16 protein-coding genes and 4 tRNA genes are annotated in these 20,686 nt (G+C 64.0%); 8 read left to right on the forward strand and 12 right to left on the reverse strand.

Translation table 11 applies throughout. The features are described from left to right. The first annotated feature begins 59 nt into the window (after positions 1-59). The 5 genes from wecB to AC2T4A_RS26485 all read left to right on the forward strand — a co-directional run bounded on the left by wecB (position 60) and on the right by AC2T4A_RS26485 (position 8,606). Positions 60-1,214, forward strand: a complete 1,155-nt coding sequence (gene wecB / locus AC2T4A_RS26465) for a non-hydrolyzing UDP-N-acetylglucosamine 2-epimerase (protein ID WP_416747851.1) — start codon at positions 60-62, stop codon at positions 1,212-1,214. Further along, on the forward strand, positions 1,211-3,385 hold the full coding sequence (gene nfrB / locus AC2T4A_RS26470; RefSeq protein WP_486742168.1) for a cyclic di-3',5'-guanylate-activated glycosyltransferase NfrB: 2,175 nt from the start codon (positions 1,211-1,213) through the stop codon (positions 3,383-3,385). Before wecB ends, nfrB begins: the two co-directional genes overlap by 4 nt. Beyond that, positions 3,382-6,567 carry an NfrA family protein gene (locus AC2T4A_RS26475; protein WP_486742169.1) on the forward strand — a complete coding sequence of 1,062 codons (3,186 nt, stop codon included), beginning with the start codon at positions 3,382-3,384 and terminating at the stop codon, positions 6,565-6,567. The genes nfrB and AC2T4A_RS26475 overlap by 4 nt, the downstream gene beginning before the upstream one ends. Then, positions 6,567-7,442, forward strand: a complete 876-nt coding sequence (locus AC2T4A_RS26480) for a DUF4434 family protein (RefSeq protein ID WP_486742170.1) — start codon at positions 6,567-6,569, stop codon at positions 7,440-7,442. The genes AC2T4A_RS26475 and AC2T4A_RS26480 overlap by 1 nt, the downstream gene beginning before the upstream one ends. Positions 7,443-7,538: 96 nt before the next feature. Further along, positions 7,539-8,606, forward strand: a complete 1,068-nt coding sequence (locus AC2T4A_RS26485) for a GGDEF domain-containing protein (protein ID WP_416747843.1) — start codon at positions 7,539-7,541, stop codon at positions 8,604-8,606. A 40-nt stretch (positions 8,607-8,646) separates the two neighbouring features. Here AC2T4A_RS26485 and AC2T4A_RS26490 read toward each other — a convergent pair. Next, positions 8,647-8,723: transfer RNA gene (locus AC2T4A_RS26490), tRNA-Arg, on the reverse strand. A 92-nt stretch (positions 8,724-8,815) separates the two neighbouring features. On the opposite strand from AC2T4A_RS26490, the gene AC2T4A_RS26495 reads away from it, so the two are divergent. Beyond that, entirely contained in the window at positions 8,816-9,292 is a 477-nt protein-coding gene (locus AC2T4A_RS26495; protein ID WP_416747841.1) for a GNAT family N-acetyltransferase, read from the forward strand. A 2-nt stretch (positions 9,293-9,294) separates the two neighbouring features. On the opposite strand, the gene phnN is transcribed toward AC2T4A_RS26495, so the two are convergent. Further along, positions 9,295-9,858 (reverse strand): phosphonate metabolism protein/1,5-bisphosphokinase (PRPP-forming) PhnN, encoded by a 564-nt coding sequence (gene phnN, locus AC2T4A_RS26500; protein ID WP_416747839.1) that lies wholly within the window; start codon positions 9,856-9,858, stop codon positions 9,295-9,297. A gap of 486 nt (positions 9,859-10,344) precedes the next feature. On the opposite strand from phnN, the gene amrZ reads away from it, so the two are divergent. After that, the gene (amrZ, locus tag AC2T4A_RS26505) at positions 10,345-10,677 is read left to right on the forward strand and encodes a transcriptional regulator AmrZ (RefSeq protein ID WP_017517196.1); all 333 of its coding nucleotides are present in this window, start codon (positions 10,345-10,347) and stop codon (positions 10,675-10,677) included. Between the two features lie 124 nt (positions 10,678-10,801). Here amrZ and mgtE read toward each other — a convergent pair whose 3' ends face one another. Further along, a complete protein-coding gene (gene mgtE / locus AC2T4A_RS26510) occupies positions 10,802-12,244 on the reverse strand; it encodes a magnesium transporter (protein WP_416747836.1) in 1,443 nt (480 codons plus the stop codon). 322 nt (positions 12,245-12,566) lie between these two features. On the opposite strand from mgtE, the gene bamE reads away from it, so the two are divergent. After that, a complete protein-coding gene (bamE, locus tag AC2T4A_RS26515) occupies positions 12,567-13,091 on the forward strand; it encodes an outer membrane protein assembly factor BamE domain-containing protein (RefSeq protein ID WP_486742171.1) in 525 nt (174 codons plus the stop codon). A gap of 114 nt (positions 13,092-13,205) precedes the next feature. Here bamE and AC2T4A_RS26520 read toward each other — a convergent pair. The 9 genes from AC2T4A_RS26520 to AC2T4A_RS26560 all read right to left on the reverse strand — a co-directional run bounded on the left by AC2T4A_RS26520 (position 13,206) and on the right by AC2T4A_RS26560 (position 20,683). Beyond that, positions 13,206-13,282 (reverse strand) — tRNA-Arg (locus AC2T4A_RS26520). A 98-nt stretch (positions 13,283-13,380) separates the two neighbouring features. Further along, positions 13,381-13,457 (reverse strand) — tRNA-Arg (locus AC2T4A_RS26525). Between the two features lie 109 nt (positions 13,458-13,566). Next, positions 13,567-13,657 (reverse strand) — tRNA-Ser (locus AC2T4A_RS26530). A gap of 60 nt (positions 13,658-13,717) precedes the next feature. After that, positions 13,718-13,903, reverse strand: a complete 186-nt coding sequence (csrA, locus tag AC2T4A_RS26535; RefSeq protein ID WP_003085981.1) for a carbon storage regulator CsrA — start codon at positions 13,901-13,903, stop codon at positions 13,718-13,720. Between the two features lie 186 nt (positions 13,904-14,089). Continuing rightward, a complete protein-coding gene (locus AC2T4A_RS26540; protein ID WP_416747831.1) occupies positions 14,090-15,325 on the reverse strand; it encodes an aspartate kinase in 1,236 nt (411 codons plus the stop codon). 101 nt (positions 15,326-15,426) lie between these two features. Next, positions 15,427-18,051, reverse strand: coding sequence for an alanine--tRNA ligase (alaS, locus tag AC2T4A_RS26545; RefSeq protein WP_486742172.1), 2,625 nt, complete (start codon positions 18,049-18,051; stop codon positions 15,427-15,429). A 121-nt stretch (positions 18,052-18,172) separates the two neighbouring features. Beyond that, entirely contained in the window at positions 18,173-19,177 is a 1,005-nt protein-coding gene (gene ltaE, locus AC2T4A_RS26550; RefSeq protein ID WP_486742173.1) for a low-specificity L-threonine aldolase, read from the reverse strand. Between the two features lie 181 nt (positions 19,178-19,358). After that, positions 19,359-20,351, reverse strand: coding sequence for a succinylglutamate desuccinylase (gene astE / locus AC2T4A_RS26555; RefSeq protein WP_478377094.1), 993 nt, complete (start codon positions 20,349-20,351; stop codon positions 19,359-19,361). Positions 20,352-20,401: 50 nt separating this feature from the next. Beyond that, positions 20,402-20,683 carry a hypothetical protein gene (locus tag AC2T4A_RS26560; RefSeq protein WP_054907334.1) on the reverse strand — a complete coding sequence of 94 codons (282 nt, stop codon included), beginning with the start codon at positions 20,681-20,683 and terminating at the stop codon, positions 20,402-20,404. Positions 20,684-20,686: the final 3 nt, after the last annotated feature.

A 20,686-nucleotide genomic window follows, 5' to 3' on the forward strand; every position in this document is an offset into this window, starting at 1 on the left:
AAAAATCCCACACGGAAAACCGAAGGCGGCCTCACAAGGGTGCGCCCAAGGAGCAATTGATGAAGTACAAAGTCACCATGGTTTTCGGAACCCGTCCGGAAGCCATCAAGATGGCCCCCCTCGCCCGCGTCCTCCGCCGTACTCCGGAAATCGAGCTGCGTATCTGCTCCACCGGCCAGCATCGCGAGATGCTACAGCAAGTACTGGACTCCTTCGAACTGGAGGTCGATGAAGACCTCGATGTGATGACCCAGGGTCAGACACTCAACAGCCTGTCGCTGCAGATGATGGGCAAGCTGGACGATAGCTACGACCGCCATCGTCCGGACATCGTGCTGGTCCACGGTGATACCACTACCAGTTTCATCGCTGCCCTCACCGCCTTCCACCGGCAGATTCCGGTGGGTCATGTCGAGGCCGGACTGCGCACCGGCAATATCCACCAGCCATGGCCGGAGGAAGCCAACCGTCGCCTCACCGCAGTGATCGCCGACCTGCACTTCCCGCCAACCAAGGCCTCACGCGACAACCTGCTGCGCGAGGGGGTGAACATCGATCAGATCGAGGTCACTGGTAACACGGTGATCGATGCCCTGCTGTGGATGCGCGAGCACCTGCACGAAACCAACTGGAAACCCGCGGCTGATTCCCCCCTGGCCAAATTCACCGGTGACCGCCGCCTGGTGCTGATCACCGGCCACCGCCGGGAGAACTTCGGCAAGGGTTTCGAGCGCATCTGCCTGGCCCTGGCGGAACTTGGCCAGCGCTTCCCCGACGTGGACTTCGTCTACCCGGTGCACCTCAACCCGCAGGTGCAGAACGCCGTCTACGGCCTGCTCTCTGACAAGCCGAACATCCACCTGATCGCCCCACAGGATTACCAGCACTTCGTCTGGCTGATGGACCGTGCCTATTTCATCCTCACCGATTCGGGCGGCATCCAGGAAGAAGCCCCGGCGCTGGGCAAACCGCTGCTGGTGCTGCGCCGCGTCACCGAACGCCCCGCCGTGCTGGAAGGCGGCACCGTGGTGCTGGTAGGCACCAACACTGGCCGCATCGTCAGCGAAGCCAGCCACCTGCTGCGCGACGAGGAAGTCTACGAACAGATGAGCCGGGTATTCAGCCCTTATGGTGACGGCCACGCCAGCGAGAAGATCGTCGCCCGGCTGCTGTCCTGGTTCGGTGAATCACGCACGCCAAGCGAGTTCGAATGAGCCTCGAACTGGTCGATATCCTCACTTACGTTCTCTATGCCCTGAAGTACCTGGCGATCATCCTGGCCGCGCTGATGTTCCTGCTCGGCCTGGATGACCTGTTCATCGACCTGGTGTACTGGGGTCGGGTGCTGGTACGGCGCTTCCGCATCTACAACCGCTTCGACCGGGCCGACGAGGAGCGCCTCTTCGCCGCCCCGGAAAAGCCGCTGGCGATCATGGTACCGGCCTGGAACGAGGTCGGCGTGGTGGGCGAGATGGCCCGCCTGGCGGCTTCCACCCTGGACTACGAGAACTACCAGATATTCGTCGGCACCTACCCCAACGACCCGCAGACCCAGGCGGACGTGGACGCGGTGTGCCTGCACTACCCCAACGTGCACAAGGTGGTCTGCGCGCGGCCCGGCCCCACCAGCAAGGCCGACTGCCTGAACAACATTATCGATGCCATCCTGCGCTTCGAGGCCGACGCCCGCATCGAGTTTTCCGGCTTCATCCTGCATGACGCCGAAGACGTCATCTCGCCGCTCGAACTGCGCCTGTTCAACTACCTGCTGCCGGCCAAGGACCTGATCCAGATTCCGGTCTACCCCTATGCCCCGGAATGGACCGGTTTCACCGCCGGCCACTATGTCGACGAGTTCGCCGAGAACCACGGCAAGGACGTGCCAGTGCGCGAGGCCCTGACCGGCCAGGTGCCCAGCGCCGGCGTCGGCACCTGCTTCAGCCGTCGCGCCATCGCCGCGCTGCTGGAAGACGGCGACGGCATCGCCTTCGATGTGCAGAGTCTCACCGAGGACTACGACATCGGCTTCCGCCTCAAGCAGAAGGGCATGAAGTGCATCTTCGCCCGCTACTCCATCACCGACCCGCAGCTGGCATTGAAGAACGAATGGGTGCCGGGCATGGACCGGCGCTTCTCCCAGGTCATCTGCGTGCGCGAACACTTCCCGCGCACCTGGCAGCACGCCATCCGGCAGAAGTCCCGGTGGATCACCGGGATCGTCTTCCAGGGCACGCGCAACCTGGGCTGGAGCAGCAAGACCATGCTCAACTACTTCCTCTGGCGCGACCGCCGGGGGCTGATCGCCTACCTGCTGAGCTTCCTGGTCAACCTGCTGTTCCTGGTGCTGATCACCATGTGGCTGATCACCAGCCTGTCGCCCAACGCCTGGCGCTTCCCGTCGATCCTCGAAGGCAGCCAGCTGCTGGTGGTGCTGCTGTTCCTCAATGGCCTGATGCTGCTCAACCGGCTGTTCCAGCGCTTCTGGTTCGTCACCCGCTTCTACGGCATCTTCGAGGGGCTGCTGTCGGCGCCGCGGATGATGTGGAGCAACTTCGTCAACTTCTTCGCCAACCTGCGCGCGCTCAAGCAGGTGATGGAGATGGGCGACTCGCGCCGCGTAGCCTGGGACAAGACTACCCACGAGTTCCCCGCCCTCGCCGGCCCGCAGCGCACGCCGCTGGGCCAGCGCCTGAAAGAAAAGGGCCTGATCACCGAGGAGCAGCTGCAAGCGGCGCTGACCAACCCGGTTCGCCGCCGGCTCGGCCGCGAGCTGCTGTTGCGTGAGCTGATCACCAGCACCCAACTGGTGGAAACCCTGGCCGAGGAACTGGGTGAGGAATGGGCGCCGCTCAACCCCTTCACGCTCGATCCGAAGCTGATCGAAGCGTTTCCGCGCAAACTGGCGCTGCGCTATGCCGTGTTGCCGGTGGCCGAGGAAGGCAACACGCTGGTCCTGGCCTGTGAGCAGCAGATCAGCCAGGTCTCCCTCGGGGCCATCAGCCGGTACCTCAAGCGCCCGGTGCGCGGCCGCCTGGCACCGCAGGGCCGTGTCACCCTGGGCCTGCGCCACTGGTACGGCAGCCGCCACCAGTCCGACGAAACTCGCGCCATCGTCGACGCGCTCCGACAACACCAGGGCGACGAGGCCCTGATGGAGCGGATCTGCAGCCATCTGGTGTTGTTCGGCACCCTGCTGCAGGTACGCGGGATGGTGCCGCCGAGCCTCTTCAACCAGGCCCTGATCGACTTCGACCCCGAGCAGGATTCCCTCGGTGAACACCTGATCAAGCGCGGCATGATCACCCAGCAGGTGCTGGAGGAAGCGCTCAAGGAACAGGCCAGCGAACAGCACGAGGCCTATCGCATCGCCCGGGAGGCCGTGTGAAACCGCAACAAACCCTGCTTTACGGCCTGATCCTGGCGAGCATCGCAGCGCCACTGGCGCAGGCCGCCGATGACCAGCTCACGGAGTTCCAGCGCTTCCGCAGCTTCCCCTACCTCGACAAGGGCTACAAGGAAGCGAAGAAGAACAACTGGGCGGAAGTCGAACGCCTGATGCGCCACCTGCTCGACCGCGTGCCCAACAACACCGAGGCGCGTGCCCTGCTTATCCAGGCCCTGGCCAAGCAGCAGCGCTTCGCCGATGCCGAGAAGGAAGCACAGGCCCTGGCCGGCACTGATGAAGGTGCACAAGCACTGGCCGAACTGCGCCTGGACCTGATCGAGAACGGCCCACCACCCGAAGCCCAGGTCAACCGGTGGCTGGCCCACACCAGCAACGCCAACGAGCACGTGCGGCTGTGGCAGGCCTACAGCCTCAAGCTCGGCCAAACCCAAGGCGCCGCCAAGGCGTTGGACTGGCTCGGCACCCTGCCGCCGGGCAGCGATGAACGCGTTCTGCGCGAGGCCCGGGCCAACTGGGCCGAACAGTTGCGCGACTGGGACACCACTATCGCCCAGTTGGCGCCGCTGGCAGCTGCCCACCAGCTCTCCGCCGTGGACTGGAATCGGCTCGCCAACGCCTATGCCCAGCGCCTGGACGAGAAGCAGCTGGAGCAACTGATCCAGCAGGCCCCGGATGCCGATGCGGCGCGCAAGGCGCGGCTGGCGATCATCGACCGCGCCATCGCCGTCGAGCAGACCGAAGTGGCCAAGCGCTGGCTGCTCACCCTGCCGGAGCAGGACCGCAACGATCCGACGCGCCAGGCGCAACTGCTGGAAGTCGCCCGAGACAGCAGCGACACCTCGCTGGTGGAGAAGCTCAGCGACGCCCAGAACCGTCCCTGCCTGGAAACCACCGAATGGCTGTCGCGCCACGACCAGGCCGCAGCGTTGCAGAAACTTCAGCAGTGCAAACCTGCTGACGACCCGAAGACCTGGCTGGTATTGGCCCAGCGCCTGGACGCCACCGACCTGCTGGAAAACACCCGGCTGCCCGAACCCTGGGATACCGCCCGGCGTGACCAATTGGTGGACTCCTGGCGCCGCCAGGGCCGCAGCGACCTGGCGCTGGCCTGGCTGTCGCGCCAGCCGCAGACACCCGACACCGTGCGCCAGCGCGCCGAACTGCTGCAGGCCCGTGGCCGCACCGGTGAGGCGGCGGCGCTGTGGGAGCAGCGCTACCGCCAGACCGGCGACCTCAAGGCGCTGGACCAGGCCAGCTACCTCGCCCTCAATGCCGGGCGCACCGAGCGCGCCAAGCAGTTGCTGGAGAGTGCCTACGACCGCCGCGGCGGCAATCTGCCGCCTGCCCTGCTGCAGCGCCTCGCCAGCATCCACGCGCGCAGCGACACGCCGCTGGATGTCGCGCGCATCGAAGCCCTGCTGCCCAAAGCCGACCCGGTCTCGCGCGGCTACCTGCTTGGCCGCCTGGCCGAGGCCGGGCGCTGCGACGCCCTGCAGCGCTACCTCAGCCCGGACTCCAACACCCCCGGCGAACTGCGCGCCCTCGGGCGTTGCGCCATGCCCGCGCGCCCCGGCGAAGCAGTGGTCTACTACCAGGCCGCCATCGCCCACGGCGACAAGGACAGCCAGTTGCCGCTGGCCTATGCCCTGGAAGCTGCTGGCGATCCTGCCGGCGCGCTGCGCATCTTCAACGCCCTACCCGCCGGTGAACTCAACGACAACGCCCGCCTCACCGCCAGCCGCGCCGCGCTGCTCACCGGCGACAACGCCGCTGCCGAGCGCTACTGGCAGCAGGCGAAGAAAGGCAGCGCGGACGACTGGGCACTGGGCGCCAACATCGCCGATGCCCGTGGCGACTATCCTCTTGCCCTTACCCGGCACCGCGAGGCCCTCCAGCACGAACCCAACGGCCAGCACTTCTACAACGCCGCCGGCAGCGCACAAAAGGCCGGCGACAAACAGCAGAGCAAGCTCTGGCTGGCCGAGGCAGTCCGGCGCGAACCCAACAACCCGCGCGTCCGTGCCGACTACGGCATGCGCCTGGCCGGCACCGACACGCCGCAAGAGCGCCGCACCGCGATCCCCTATCTGGAACGCGCCACCCGCGACTACCCCGAGGACTTCCGCCTGGGCGAAACCCTGGCCTGGCGCTACGACGAAGCCGAGGACAGCTTCGCCGCCCGCCGCGAACTGCGCCGGGTGATCGACCTGGAACAGGACCCGGTGGCAGCCGATGACGAGTACGGCAGCCTCGAAGCCCGCCGCTACCGTCAGCGCCGCGCGCACCAGGTGCTGTCCCAGCGCGACAACCTGACCATCGCCAGCACCTGGTCCCCCGCGGGCGTGACCACCGTGCCGATACTCAATGGTGACAACCACACCGGCGACCGCCGCCGCGCCCAATCGCAGAACCTGCAGACCTTCATCTGGGACCACGCCCTGGGCGAGGAACCGACCCGCAACGGCAGCACCCTCTCGGTCTATGGCCGGGCAATCGCCGGCAACGAAGGGCGCAAGCAGTACACCCAGACCCTCGCCGCCGGTTTCGGCCTGCGCTACAAGCCCTTTGGCGACTACAACCTCAATCTCTACAGCGAGCTGTACAAACAGAACACCGTGAACGACGACGGCGACTCCGACTACGCCTTCGACGGCATTCGCCTGCACGAGATCGGCACACCCGAGAAGTTCGAACGCTACGTGCGCCAGCGCGACAAGTACGGCCAGACCTCCACCGACTTCCTGCTGCGCGCCACCGCGTCCTTCCTCGACCAGGGCGAATACCGCAACGACTGGCGCGTGGACGAGAGCGACTGGGACGAGCGCTTCCTCTACACCGACTTCGCCTGGTGGACCCACGCTGGCGATCACCAGTGGGTCTCGCGTTACCAGCAGGGCCACACCTGGAAGCTGCCGGTGGACTCGCCGCAGACGATCATGCCGTACGGCTTCGCCGAGTTCTCCGCGCAGGACCCGAGCAACGACTGGCGCCAGGACCTGCGCAGCGGCGTCGGCCTGCGCTGGCAGTACTGGTACGGCGAGGACCGCTACAACGCCTACCGCGCCCACGTCACCGTGCGCACCGAGTACCAACTGGGCATGGCGGGCAATCTCTATGAACAGGCCAACGGCTGGCTGGTGGGACTCGAGGTGAACTTCTGATGCGCCGTCTGATGCTCGCCCTCGCCCTGCTCTTCTCTGCTGTCGTGGCGCACGCCGACGACCGCCTGTTCTACCAGCCGCTGAATGTCGACGCCTCGCTGAGCGACGCGCAGTGGCAACAGCTCTGGCGCGCCAGTGCGGCCCAGGGCGCGAAAACCCTGATCGTGCAATGGACTGCCTACGGCGACTCAGACTTCGGCGGCGCCAGCGGCTGGCTCGCGCGCTCCCTGAAAAGCGCCCACGACAGCGGCCTGCAACTGGTGCTCGGTCTGTATATGGACCCGGCCTACTACCAGCGCCAGAGCGAGCTGGACACGCCCGGCCTGGAAGCCTACTGGCAGCACCAGCTGGGCCGCTCCCTGGCGCAGCAGCGGCAGGTGAGCGAGCAGTGGAAACTGCCGGTCGCCGCCTGGTATCTGCCGATGGAGTTGGACGACTGGAATTTCCAGGCCGTCGAACGCCGTCAGGCCCTGCAACATCAGCTCAGGGACTTTGCCGGGCAACTGAAGGCGCCGCTGCAACTGAGCGCCTTCTCTGGCGGCAAGCTTTCGCCCCAGGTGTATGGCAACTGGCTGGGACAGCTCGCCGGGCTGGGCGTGCAGGTCTGGTGGCAGGACGGCGCGGGTACCGGCGCGCTGCCTGAGCGCGTGCGCCAGGCTTACGCCGCCGCCCTGCCCTGCTCGGTCGGCATCGTCCGCGAAGCCTTCCGCCAGACCAGCGCCGCCGGCCAGCCCTTCCATGCCGAGCCTGCCGCGCCTTCCAGCGCGTCCACCGGCTGCCACCCCAGTGCCGTCTTCGAGGTGCGCTACCGGCCCTGGGGAAAGCCCTTGCTGGATAACCAGCAGGTACGGGCCGGCATCTCCCTCCACCCTTGATACCACCCCCCGCGCGCAACCTGCCGATGGCCGCGCGAGGGTATGAGAGTTCGTCTATGCTCGCGCGAGCGATCCCGCCCCCGTACAGGACCGTTCATGTTCAAGACCATCGAATCGGAAGTCGTGAAACAGCACGTTTCACCTGAACTGCGCGCCGAGTTTCTGCAACATGATTTCGAGCGGCTAAAAGGCTTCAGCCTGCTGGTATTCGGCATCAGCATCGGTATCTGGCTTCTCTTCGACCTGATCGTCAGCTTCCAGACCGGCCAGGGTTTCAGCTACATCTCGCTGCTGTTCCTCGCCGCCTTCCTCGTCCTCTTCGCCCTCGCCGCAGTAGCCCGCCGCGCCCTGCACTTCTACCTGATCAACTTTGCCTTCGTCGTGACTTTCGCCTGGGGAGCTCGCCTGCTGATCGAGGGCATACCCAGCGACGTTCGCCAGGCCTGGCTGGTGATCTGCGCCTCCACCGTGCTTTACAGCGCGACGGTACTGCCGCTGAACCGCCCGGCCTTCTTCGCGGTATTGCTCGTCACCTGGGTACTGCTCAACCCGTTCCTGGGAAACGTGCCCGAGTTCAACGTGCGCCACAGCATGCTGATCTGCTACCCGGTCTTCATCAGCGCGCTCACGGTGTACATCTTCCACCACCTCAGCCAGGCCAAGCTGCATAACTACGCCATGGCCCGCCTGCTGCTGGACCAGGCCTACATCGATACCCTCACCGGAATTCCCAACCGCCGCTCCTTCATGGCCCGCGTGGGCAAGCGTCTGGAGGAAGACGGCGAGCAACGCTACCTGGCGATGATCGACATCGACCATTTCAAGCGGGTCAACGACACCTACGGCCACGATATCGGCGACGAAGTGCTGACCCGCGTCGCGCTGGCGATCAAGCATCAGATGGGTGACTTCGAATTCGCCCGCCTGGGAGGCGAGGAGTTCGGCCTGTACCTCTGGGGCCTGAACGCCGACCAGGCGCAGGCGCGGGTCGAGCAATTGCGCCAGGCCACCGCGGACCTGCCCGGCCACCCCAACGTCACCATCAGCCTCGGTCTCGCCCACCTGAGCCTGGAGGGCAGTCTCAGCGATGCGCTGATCAAGGCTGACAAGGCGCTCTACAGCTCCAAGCACAATGGCCGCAATCAAACGACCTATTCGCCCTGAGTGAAACGAAAAAGGCCCGCGAATGCGGGCCTCTTCATGCTGGTGTCCCGGAGAGGGGTCGAACCTCCAACCTTCCCCTTAGGAGGGGGACGCTCTATCCAATTGAGCTACCGGGACAATCGGGTCGGCATGTTAACCACCGACGGGCGTTTTGTCATGCCGCCGCCACCAGCCCGGTCCATAATTTCGTCGTCAGCCGGAGAAACACCATGACCACAGACGACGGTGCCCTGCCCGATTCCCCGTTCGCCACCTTCGATGTGCGCGTCGCCACGGCCGATGATGCGGCGGCCCTCGCTCCGCTGCTGCAGCAGTTGGGCACGCACGATCCGTTGCCCGATATCGCACTGCTCGCGCTTGCTCTAGACAACCAGCAGCCATCGCGGGTGACACTGATCGCCGAGCGCGATGGCGTATTGCTGGGTACTTGCACCCTGCACCTGATCGAGCACATCGCCCACGGCTTTGCGCGCTCGGCGATTCTCGAAGACATGGTGGTGGACAGCCGTGCACGCGGTCAGGGCATTGGCCAGGCGTTGATCGGCCGGGCCGTGGAATGGGCGCGGGACTGGAAGTGCTACAAGCTGGCGCTCTCCAGCCACCAGGACCGGGAAATGGCCCACCGTTTCTATGCGGCGATGGGCTTCGCGCCCCACGGCGTCAGCCTCTCGCTGAGCCTGGACTGACCTCAGCTGGCCTGGGCGTCCGGCGGGGCAAGCAGATCCAGCAGGTGGCCCACAGTGACATCCAGCGACACCGAGTTGTCCAGCTCCACCAGCGGCCCAGGCAGGCCATCGGCGAAGTGCGCATTGCGCGCCAGGCGCTCCTCGATTTCCGCCGGCGTCTCGCGACCGCGCTTGAGCAGGCGCTGGCGCAGTACCTCGGTTTCGACCTTAAGCAACACAGCAATCAGCTGCGGATAACGACGGCGCGCCTCGGGCAGGTACTTGCGTGAGCCATTGACCAGCACGTCATGGCCTGCGGCGAGCCAGTCATCGATCTCTCGCCCAATGCCGTAATGCAGACCATTGGCGCGCCAGCTCATGGCGAAGGCGCCGGCGTGTTCCAGGCGAATAAACTCCTCGACGCTCACCGAATGGGCTTCTTCCCCGCGCGCTTCGGCGGAACGGGTGATCACGCGCCGGACTATCCGGCAATCCATCGCGGCCAGGGGAGCGCTGGCGGCCTGCAACACGCTGTCCTTGCCAGAACCCGAAGGGCCCATCAGGAAAATCAGTCTGCCTGGGGTCATAAGACTCTCGGTGCACCCGCGGCTCGGCGCTACTTCAATTTTGATCCGCGGGGCGGATAATACCCTTTGGCTTGTGCGATATCAGTGAAATCGCAGGGCGACACACCCCGCACGCACCCGTCGCTGCCTCGCTGCCAGACGCTGTGCCATCATGGATATCCGCGACGAAGTGCCTGCATCAGGCTGCTCAACGGCAGGCAGGAGCCCAGCACATATCGACTACGCTGAGGGAAACCGGCAAATCGCCAGCTTTCTCTGCAGATCCAATCCAAAGAAGGGTCTGCCTAGACGGTCTCATTTCGGACGATTGGTGCTGGCATTTAGCCTTCACCCGAGACACAATATGCCGAAGGTTTGACGTCAAGTTATTGGATATTTTTTCAAAAGCTTTGACGACGCGCTGAACGGCCATTGGAAATCGCTGTCAAAGGGCCTGAACGAACGCTGACCCATGGCATCGGCCTCCCTGACTTACAGGTTTAAAGTATGCGCCCATTGAAACAGGCAACCCCCACCTACTCCAGCCGTACTGCTGACAAATTCGTCGTACGTCTGCCCGAAGGCATGCGTGAGCGTATCGCCGACGTCGCCCGCAGCCACCACCGCAGCATGAACTCCGAGATCATTGCGCGTCTCGAACAGAGCCTGCTGCAGGAAGGCGCCCTGCAGGACAACCTGGGCATCCGCCTGGACAGCCCGGAGCTCAGCTTGCACGAGCGCGAACTGCTGCAGCGTTTCCGTCAGCTGACCCATCGTCAGCAGAACGCCCTGATCGCCCTGATCGCGCACGATGCCGAGATGGCTCAGAACGACGCCTGACTCATTCGCGATACCCGAAACAGCCGGCCCCGAGCCGGCTTTTTCATACCTGCGATTTGCCCAAGCACATGATCACGGCCACAAAAAAGCCGCCTCATGGGCGGCTTTTTCGGCGCAGCTGGCGCTACATCAGGAACAGCGTGGCCAGTCCGAGGAAGATGAAGAAGCCGCCGCTATCGGTCATGGCGGTGATCATCACGCTGGAGCCCATGGCCGGGTCGCGCCCCAGACGCAGCAGCGTCATCGGGATCAATACCCCCATGAGCGCGGCAAGCAGCAGGTTCAGCGTCATGGCGCCGGTCATGACCGCACCCAGCTCCCAGTTGCCATACAGGTAGAAGGCGACCAGGCCGATCACCCCACCCCACACCAGGCCATTCACCAGTGCCACGCCCAGCTCCTTGCGCAGCAGGCGGTTGGCGCTGCTGGTCTGGATCTGGTCCAGGGCCATGGCACGGACGATCATGGTGATGGTCTGGTTGCCGGAGTTGCCACCGATGCCGGCTACGATGGGCATCAGTGCCGCCAGCGCCACCAGCTTCTCGATGGAACCCTCGAACAGGCCGATCACCCGCGAGGCGATGAAGGCGGTCACCAGGTTGGTGGCCAGCCAGGCCCAACGGTTGCCGACCGATTTCCAGACCGAGGCGAAGATGTCTTCCTCTTCGCGCAGACCGGCCATGTTCAGTACTTCGCTTTCGCTTTCCTCACGGATCAGGTCGACCATCTCGTCGATGGTCAGACGGCCGATCAGTTTGCCGTTCTTGTCCACCACAGGCGCGGAAATCAGGTCGTAGCGCTCGAACGCCTGGGCGGCGTCATAGCCGTCCTCGTCGGGGCTGAAGGTCACCGGATCAGTGGCCATGACTTCCGCCACGTCCTTGTCGGGATCGTTCACCAGCAGACGCTTGATCGGCAGCACGCCCTTGAGCACGCCGTCATAGTCGACCACGAAGAGCTTGTCGGTGTGGCCAGGCAGTTCCTTCAGGCGGCGCAAGTAGCGCAGCACCACTTCCAGGCTGACGTCGTCGCGGATAGTGACCATCTCGAAGTCCATCAGCGCGCCGACTTGGTCTTCCTCGTAGGACAGCGCCGAACGCACACGCTCGCGCTGCTGCTGATCGAGGGTTTCCATGAGCTCGTGAACGACATCGCGCGGCAGTTCCGGCGCGAGGTCCGCGAGTTCGTCGGCGTCCATGTCCCTGGCCGCGGCGAGGATCTCGTGATCGTCCATGTCGGCGATCAGAGTCTCCCGAACGGAGTCGGAAACTTCGAGGAGGATGTCGCCGTCGCGCTCGGCCTTGACCAACTGCCAGACCGTCAGGCGGTCATCCAGCGGCAGGGACTCGAGGATGTGGGCGATGTCGGCCGGGTGCAGTTCTTCCAGCTTGCGCTGGAGTTCCGCCAGGTTCTGGCGGTGCACGAGGTTTTCGACGCGGTCTTGATGCTGGCCTTCCTGACGGTGCGTCAGGTCTTCCACCAGCTTGTGCTTGTGCAGCAGATCGACCACCTGATTGAGGCGGTCCTGCAGGCTTTCCTGCGGCTTCTTGGCTTCTACTTCGGTCATAGCACGCTCCACCCCCAGTGGCAGAACGGGCCAGAGGGGATCAATACATCAGGTCGTGTGTACGCAATCGGGGTTCTGAGTAACTACTGGGTAAGTCCATGGTGGTGTCCCATGCGCCCATCGAGGGCAGATGCGGGAAATGATAACACTCCGGGGTGTATTAGGCGTTACAAAATGGCGGCCAGAACAATCGCTTGCGGGCGAAAGTTCACTGCCGAATCACTGCCCGGTTCGACGCCCGAAAGCTCCCACAGGACACCCGGCCCCGACTGACAAATTCCACTCCTAGGCTGCTGGCAGGCCCGCCCTCAAGGAACAAACCATGCGCCTGCCTGCCCTGCTCATTTCACTCCTGACCCTATGGCTACCGACCAGCGAGGCGGCCTCGGTGTTCCGCTGTACGGCTGCCGATGGCAGCGTGCTCTTCAGTCAGTATGGCTGCCCTGTGGAACGACAGCAGGAAATCCAGGAAGCCAGCAATCCCACGCCGGGCAGCGGCAAGCCGGTACCGATGGCGCGAACACAGGAAGCCACCCCACAGAAGCCTGCGGCGCGCAGCAGAGGCCAGAGCAAGGATGCCGAGCACGAAGCCGTGGTGATCGTTGGCGAGCAACAGAACGGCTGCGGCAACCGTGTCACAGGCAGCGCACGGCGCAAGGCAATCATCGAGGGGAGGATCAGGACAGGCATGACGCGCAGCGACGTGGAGAGCGCCCTGGGGCGACCCGACAGGGTCAGCCAGCACAACGAGACGCTGCGCTACCACTACGAGGCGGACAAGAAGCACGGCGTCCGCACCGTGACCTTCGATGAGGATGGCTGCGTGATGGGCAAGGCAAAACGCTGAGTGCGCCGCTCAAGTTCTTCGAAAGCAGTGCTTTTCGAAGAGAAAGTTTTCCGAAGACGAGATTTTTCGAGCACAAAGAAAAAGGGCCTGCATTTCTGCAGGCCCTTTTGTATATGGCGCACTCAGGAGGATTCGAACCTCCGACCGCTCGGTTCGTAGCCGAGTACTCTATCCAGCTGAGCTATGAGTGCGTCGTCGGTAAAGTTTAACCAGATTCACCAACTGGTTGCAGCTAATGGCTTTTCAGCCCTTTCGCCACTGAAGCCCCGCTTTCGCGTTGCCTCGTATATGGCGCACTCAGGAGGATTCGAACCTCCGACCGCTCGGTTCGTAGCCGAGTACTCTATCCAGCTGAGCTATGAGTGCGCTGATGAGGGCGCAAATTCTAGTGAGATTCTTCTGACCTGTCAACAAGATTTTTCAATCTTTTCAGTCACTTACGTAACCGGACAACTCATCGCACCAGAGGATGCAATGGCGGAGAGGGGGGGATTCGAACCCCCGACACCCTTTTGAGGTGTACTCCCTTAGCAGGGGAGCGCCTTCGGCCACTCGGCCACCTCTCCGCAACACGGGGCGCATGATATCCATGTTTTCCCCGTTTGCAAAGAAAAATTTTAGAAAAATTAATGGTTTGGTTCTTGGTCTTTCTCTTTCTGGATGCGCTGGTAGATTTCCTCACGGTGCACAGCAACTTCCTTCGGCGCATTCACACCGATACGCACCTGATTACCTTTGACGCCCAGTACAGTCACGGTGACGTCATCACCGACCATCAGGGTCTCTCCGACCCGGCGTGTCAGAATCAGCATTCCTTTCTCCTTACGTGTTACGGGATAAGCAGTCTGCAAAAAAAGAAATGGTGGCAGATTCGTATAGATCAAGTGCGCGAATCCTCCACCCAAGTATTGACCAGTCCTGCCGGAAAGAAAGTTCCTGTCAGACAGTCAAAAACGACAAAAGGCGCGGGGTAGCCGCGCCTTTCTGTATATCCCGCCTTACTCGCCCTGTCGGGCCGGGGCGTCGAGTTCAAAAGCGGTGTGCAGGGCACGGACCGCCAACTCGAGGTACTTCTCTTCGATGACCACGGACACCTTGATCTCGGAGGTGGAGATCATCTGGATGTTGATGGTTTCCTTGGCCAGGGCTTCGAACATGCGGCTGGCAACACCGGCGTGGGAGCGCATGCCGACGCCGACGATGGAAACCTTGGCGATGTTGGTGTCGCCGGTGGCTTCGCGCGCACCAATGGTGATGGCGGTCTGCTTGAGGATTTCCAGGGCGGCCTGGTAGTCGTTGCGGTGCACGGTGAAGGTGAAGTCGGTGGTGTTATCGTGCGCGACGTTCTGCACGATCATATCGACTTCGACATTGGCGGCACTGATCGGGCCGAGAATCTTGAAAGCAACGCCGGGGGTATCCGGTACGCCACGGATGGTCAGCTTGGCTTCGTCGCGGTTGAAGGCGATGCCGGAGATGATCGGCTGTTCCATGGATTCCTCTTCATCAAGGGTAATGAGGGTGCCCGGACCCTCCTGGAAGCTGTGCAGCACGCGCAGCGGGACGTTGTACTTGCCGGCGAATTCCACCGAGCGGATCTGCAGCACCTTGGAGCCGAGGCTGGCCATTTCCAGCATCTCTTCGAAGGTGATCTTGTCCAGGCGGCGCGCCTGCGGCACGACACGCGGATCGGTGGTGTAGACGCCGTCGACATCGGTGTAGATCTGGCACTCGTCGGCCTTCAGTGCCGCCGCCAGGGCCACGCCGGTGGTGTCGGAACCGCCACGACCGAGGGTAGTGATGTTGCCCTGCTCGTCCACACCCTGGAAGCCAGCGACAACGACTACGCGGCCAGCTTTCAGATCTGCGCGAATGTTCGCATCGTCGATGCTCAGGATACGCGCCTTGGTGTGGGAACTGTCGGTCAGGATACGGACCTGATTACCGGTGTAGGAAACCGCCGGCACGCCGCGCTTCATCAGCGCCATGCTCAACAGGGCAATGGTCACCTGTTCGCCGGTGGAGACCATCACGTCCAGCTCGCGCGGAATCGGCTGGTCCATGATCTGTTTCGCCAGACCAATCAGGCGGTTGGTTTCACCGCTCATGGCGGAAACCACCACGACGATGTCGTCACCCGCTTCACGGAATTTCTTCACCTTCTCGGCTACCTGCTCGATTCTCTCGACGGTGCCGACGGAGGTCCCTCCAAACTTCTGTACGATCAAAGCCATTTCAAAAGCCGCCTGATTCCTGAAGGGCGCCCATTAAACATGCATCACCGCATGCTGCCAAGGCCCGCCGGACGCGCTGCGGGCCCCGTATTTCAGGGCCTTTAGAGGCCCTGTTGAACAAACTTGACTGCCAGCGCCAGAGCTTCGTCCAGCTTGCCGGCATCGACACCACCGCCCTGGGCCATGTCCGGGCGACCACCGCCCTTCCCGCCCACCGCAGCCGCGGCCTGCTTCATCAGATCGCCAGCTTTCAGCTTGGCGGTCAGGTCCTGGGTCACGCCGGCCACCAGCACGACCTTCTCTTCGAACACACCGCCCAGCAGGATCACGCCGCTGCCCAGCTTGTTCTTCAACTGGTCGACCAGCGCCAGCAGCGCCTTGCCGTCCAGGCCGTCGAGACGCGAGGACAGCACCTTCACACCGCCGACTTCCACGGCGGATCCCGCCAGGTCGTCACCGGCCGCGCTGGCGGCCTTGGCCTTGAGCTGTTCCAGCTCTTTTTCCAGCTGACGGTTGCGCTCGATCAGACCGGAGAGCTTGTCCAGCAGGTTGTCACGGCTGCCCTTGACCAGGCCCGCTGCTTCCTTGAGCTGCTCTTCGGCGCCATTGAGGTAGGCCAGCGCAGCGCCGCCGGTAACCGCTTCGATACGGCGCACGCCGGAAGCCACGCCGCCTTCGCTGGTGATCTTGAACAGGCCGATGTCGCCGGTGCGGGACACGTGGGTACCGCCGCACAGCTCGACGGAGAAGCTGCCGCCCATGCTCAGCACGCGAACCTGATCACCGTACTTCTCGCCGAACAGCGCCATGGCGCCCTTGTTCTTGGCGGACTCGATGTCGGTCTCTTCGGTCTCGACCTCGGAGTTCTTGCGGATTTCGCGGTTGACGATGTCTTCCAGCTGCTTCAGCTGCTCGGGCTTGATCGCCTCGAAGTGGCTGAAGTCAAAGCGCAGGCGCTGGCTATCGACCAGCGAGCCCTTCTGCTGGACGTGATCGCCCAGCACCTGGCGCAGCGCGGCGTGCAGCAGGTGGGTCGCGGAGTGGTTCAGCGCGGTGGCCTGGCGCACGGAAGCGTCGACCTCGGCTTTGACAGCCGCACCGACACTCAGGCTGCCCTGGGCAACCACACCGTGGTGCAGGTGCGCGCCGCCAGCCTTGGTGGTGTCGCGCACATCGAAGCGCACGCCGGCACCTTGCAGGTAACCGCTGTCACCGACCTGGCCACCGGACTCGGCGTAGAACGGGGTCTGGTCGAGAACGACTACGCCCTCCTCGCCTTCGCTCAGTTGCTCGACGGCCTTGCCGTCCTTGAACAGGGCGATGATCTGGCCAGCGCCGGAAACGCCCTGGTAGCCGAGGAAGCGGGTATCGCCATCCACTTTTACCAGGCTGTTGTAGTCCATGCCGAAGGCACTGGCGGAGCGGGCACGCTCACGCTGGGCTTCCATCTCGCGCTCGAAGCCTTCCTCATCAAGAGTCAGGCTGCGCTCGCGGGCGATGTCGTTGGTCAGGTCCACCGGGAAGCCATACGTGTCGTAGAGCTTGAACACCACGTTGCCGGGGATGACGCTGCCCTTGAGTTCGGACAGGTCCTGCTCGAGGATCTTCAGGCCCTGCTCGAGGGTCTTGGCGAACTGCTCTTCCTCGGTCTTCAGCACGCGCTCGATGTGCGCCTGCTGCTGCTTGAGCTCGGGGAAGGCTTCGCCCATCTCGCCGACCAGCGCGGCAACGATCTTGTGGAAGAAGGTGCCCTTGGCGCCGAGCTTGTTACCGTGGCGGCAGGCGCGACGGATGATGCGGCGCAGCACATAGCCACGGCCTTCGTTGGACGGCAGTACGCCGTCGGCGATCAGGAAGCCGCAGGAACGGATATGGTCGGCGACCACTTTCAGCGACGGTGCGTCGTCGTTGGCGCAGCCGATGGCATCGGCCGAAGCCTTGAGCAGGCTCTGGAACAGGTCGATCTCGTAGTTCGAGTGAACGTGCTGCAGCACGGCGCTGATGCGCTCCAGGCCCATGCCGGTGTCCACGCTCGGCGCCGGCAGCGCGTGCATGACGCCGTCCGCGGTGCGGTTGAACTGCATGAAGACGTTGTTCCAGATCTCGATGTAGCGGTCGCCGTCCTCTTCCGGGGAACCGGGCGGGCCGCCCCAGATGTCGGCGCCGTGGTCGAAGAAGATCTCGGTGCACGGGCCGCACGGACCGGTGTCGCCCATCGCCCAGAAGTTGTCCGACGCGTAGGGAGCGCCCTTGTTGTCGCCGATGCGGACCATGCGCTCGGCCGGGATGCCGACTTCCTGGGTCCAGATGTCGTAGGCCTCGTCATCGGTGGCGTAGACGGTGACCCAGAGCTTGTCCTTGGGCAGGTTCAGCCATTTGTCCGAGGTCAGGAATTCCCAGGCGTAGGTGATGGCATCGCGCTTGAAATAGTCGCCGAAGCTGAAGTTGCCCAGCATCTCGAAGAAGGTGTGGTGGCGCGCGGTGTAACCGACGTTTTCCAGGTCGTTGTGCTTGCCGCCGGCACGCACGCACTTCTGGCTGGTGGTGGCGCGGGTGTAGGCGCGCTTTTCCAGGCCCAGGAAGCAGTCCTTGAACTGGTTCATGCCTGCGTTGGTGAACAGCAGGGTCGGGTCGTTCGCGGGAATCAGCGAACTGGACGCTACGCGGGTGTGCCCCTTCTCTTCGAAGAAGCGGAGGAAGGCTTCACGGATTTCAGCGCTTTTCATAGGTTCTTCCACGGAAAAATGCGGCCACGAATCGCCGGCAAAGGGCCGCATTATATCGGCCCCGCATCAAGGTTGTAGTGTCTTTGCGCGATAGTTAACCCCTATCGCGCAATAATTTCTGTCAGGAACGACGAAAGGCGGCAAAAGCTTCGACAATACGTGGGATATCGGCGCTTTTCACATCGAGGTGGGTGACCAGGCGCAGGCGCGCCGCCGGGCTGACGCGGATACCGCGTTCGGCCAGATGCTCCCCCAGCGCGCCGGCCTGCTCACCGATGCCGACGTAGACCATGTTGGTCTGTACCGGCTCGATGCTGTAGCCCAGCTCAGAGAGGCTGCGGCCCAGCGATTCGGCATTGGCGTGGTCTTCGGCCAGGCGCTCGACCTGGTGATCCAGCGCATACAGCGCCGCCGCAGCCAGCCCGCCGGCCTGGCGCATGCCGCCGCCAACCATCTTGCGCAGACGGCGAGCGCGGCCGATCAGTTCGGCATCGCCGCAGAGCACCGAACCTACCGGCGCACCGAGGCCCTTGGACAGGCACACCGAGACGGAGTCGAAGTGGCGGGTGATCTCGCGGGCGTCCACGCCCAGCTTGACCGCCGCGTTGTACAGGCGCGCGCCGTCCAGATGCAGCGCCAGGCCACGGCGCCGGGTCATCTCACGGGCAGCGGCGAGATAACTCAGGGGCAGGACCTTGCCCTGCATGGTGTTTTCCAGCGCCAGCAGACGGGTGCGGGCGAAGTGGAAGTCGTCCTGCTTGATCGCCGCCTCGACCTTGGCCAGGTCCAGCGAGCCATCGGGTTCACCATCGATGGGCTGCGGCTGGATCGAGCCGAGCACGGCGGCGCCACCGCCTTCATATTTATAAGTGTGCGCCTGCTGACCGACGATGTACTCGTCGCCCCGGCCGCAGTGGGCCATCAGGCCGAGCAGATTGCTCATGGTGCCGGTGGGCACGAACAATGCCGCGGCGAAGCCCAGGCGCTCGGCGAGGGTGGCTTCCAGGCGGTTCACCGTCGGGTCTTCGCCGTACACGTCATCGCCCAGCTCGGCCCGCGCCATCGCCTCGCGCATACCGGCGGTGGGCAGGGTCACGGTGTCGCTGCGAAGGTCGATGATGGACATGGCAAGGCTCCTCGGGCATCAGGCGGAAAGGGCCGATGCTAAGCGCTCGCCAGAGGAGGAACAAGGGCGGGAAGACTGTAGGATCGAGGGGGGCGCCCAGCCCTTGCTCGCGAATGCATCTTTCCGGCGACTTCAGCGTCGGGCGATTCGCGAGCAAGCTCGCTCCTACAGAGTTCAGAGTTCAGAGTTCGGTGGGCACCACGAGGATGCCAGCGCGCAAGCCATTCTTCACCCGCGGGTTGGGGAAGATGATCCGTGCGCCCTGCTCTTCCACGATCCAGCGGGTGCCGCCGATGTCTTCGGCAAGCAGGAAGCCGTGGTCCAGCTCGGTGAAGTTGTCCACCGCGTCGTCCAGGTGCAGGCGGAAGTGGTCGCTGTGCTTGATCACTTCGCGGGAGACTGCGAACAGCTGCAGGCCGTCGAGCTGCGCACCGTCTGCCTCCTGGCCGCTGATCACGCCTTCGAGCATGGTTTCCAGGCGATCCAGGTTCACCGCCTGGTTCTGCCCGAACGGCCGCGCCTTGCCCAGCTCCAGGGTAAAGGCCTCGGCGCCCAGGTGGCTGTAGGTGTAGGCGCTGAAGGTGATGCCCGGCTTGCTCTGCAGCAGCACGGCGTCGATGCCGGCACTACGCAGGCGCGCCAGCTCTTCGCGGGAATGTTCGCGGCCGCTGGCCCAGGGATAGAGCGCGAACTGCTCGATCTTCGAGCCGCGGATAGCGGTGTGCAGGTCGTAGTGCAGGCGCGGGCGGCCTTCGCGGGCGAAGAACGCGGCGGCCAGGCGCTCCAGCTCCGCCGCGCGCAGGGCCTCGTTGCCGCTGCCCTCCTCATGGCGACCGCAGAACAGGCGGTTGATATCCTGTTCCAGGTAGCGCTCGCCACGGCGCATGGCCTCGGGGTTGCCGAGCAGGAACAGCACTCGCGCCGCCGGCTTCAGTTCACCACGGGCAATGCGATGCACCAGGCGGTCGAGCAGTTCGATGGGAGCTGTCTCGTTGCCGTGAATGCCGGCCGAGAGCAGCAGGTCGTGGCCATTGTCCCGCGCCACCGGCGGGGTGATTTCGAGAGCGCCTTCGGCCAGCCAGTGCAGACGGGTGCCGTCCGAGGTGAGCTGAATCTTTTCCGTCGGCTCACGGCCGGCGAGGGTCAGTTCGAGCAGTTTGCCCAAAGCTAGCATGCGGACGCCTCCATCATTCCCCGCGGCCGGAGCGGCCACGGACTCCGCGATCAGTGGTGATGGTCACATCCACAGTCTGGACCATGTTCGTGGACTTCGGCGGCTTCCAGCTCCAGGCTCAGGCCCAACTGGTTCACAGCCTGCGGGCGCACCACCAGCAGAGGGATCTCCGCATCGTCCTCATGGGAGTCGGCGTAGATCACCAGGCCGCCCTTGCCGTCGGCCTCCAGCCACAGCTCGCGGCCTTCCAGGCGGATGGCCAGGCGCGCAGTGTGGGTCTCGCGGCGCTCGCCCTTGTTGTCTTCGAGAATCAGCGGGAGGCTTTCGGTCATGTC

The organism is Pseudomonas sp. PVC-3-1 (assembly GCF_057444315.1).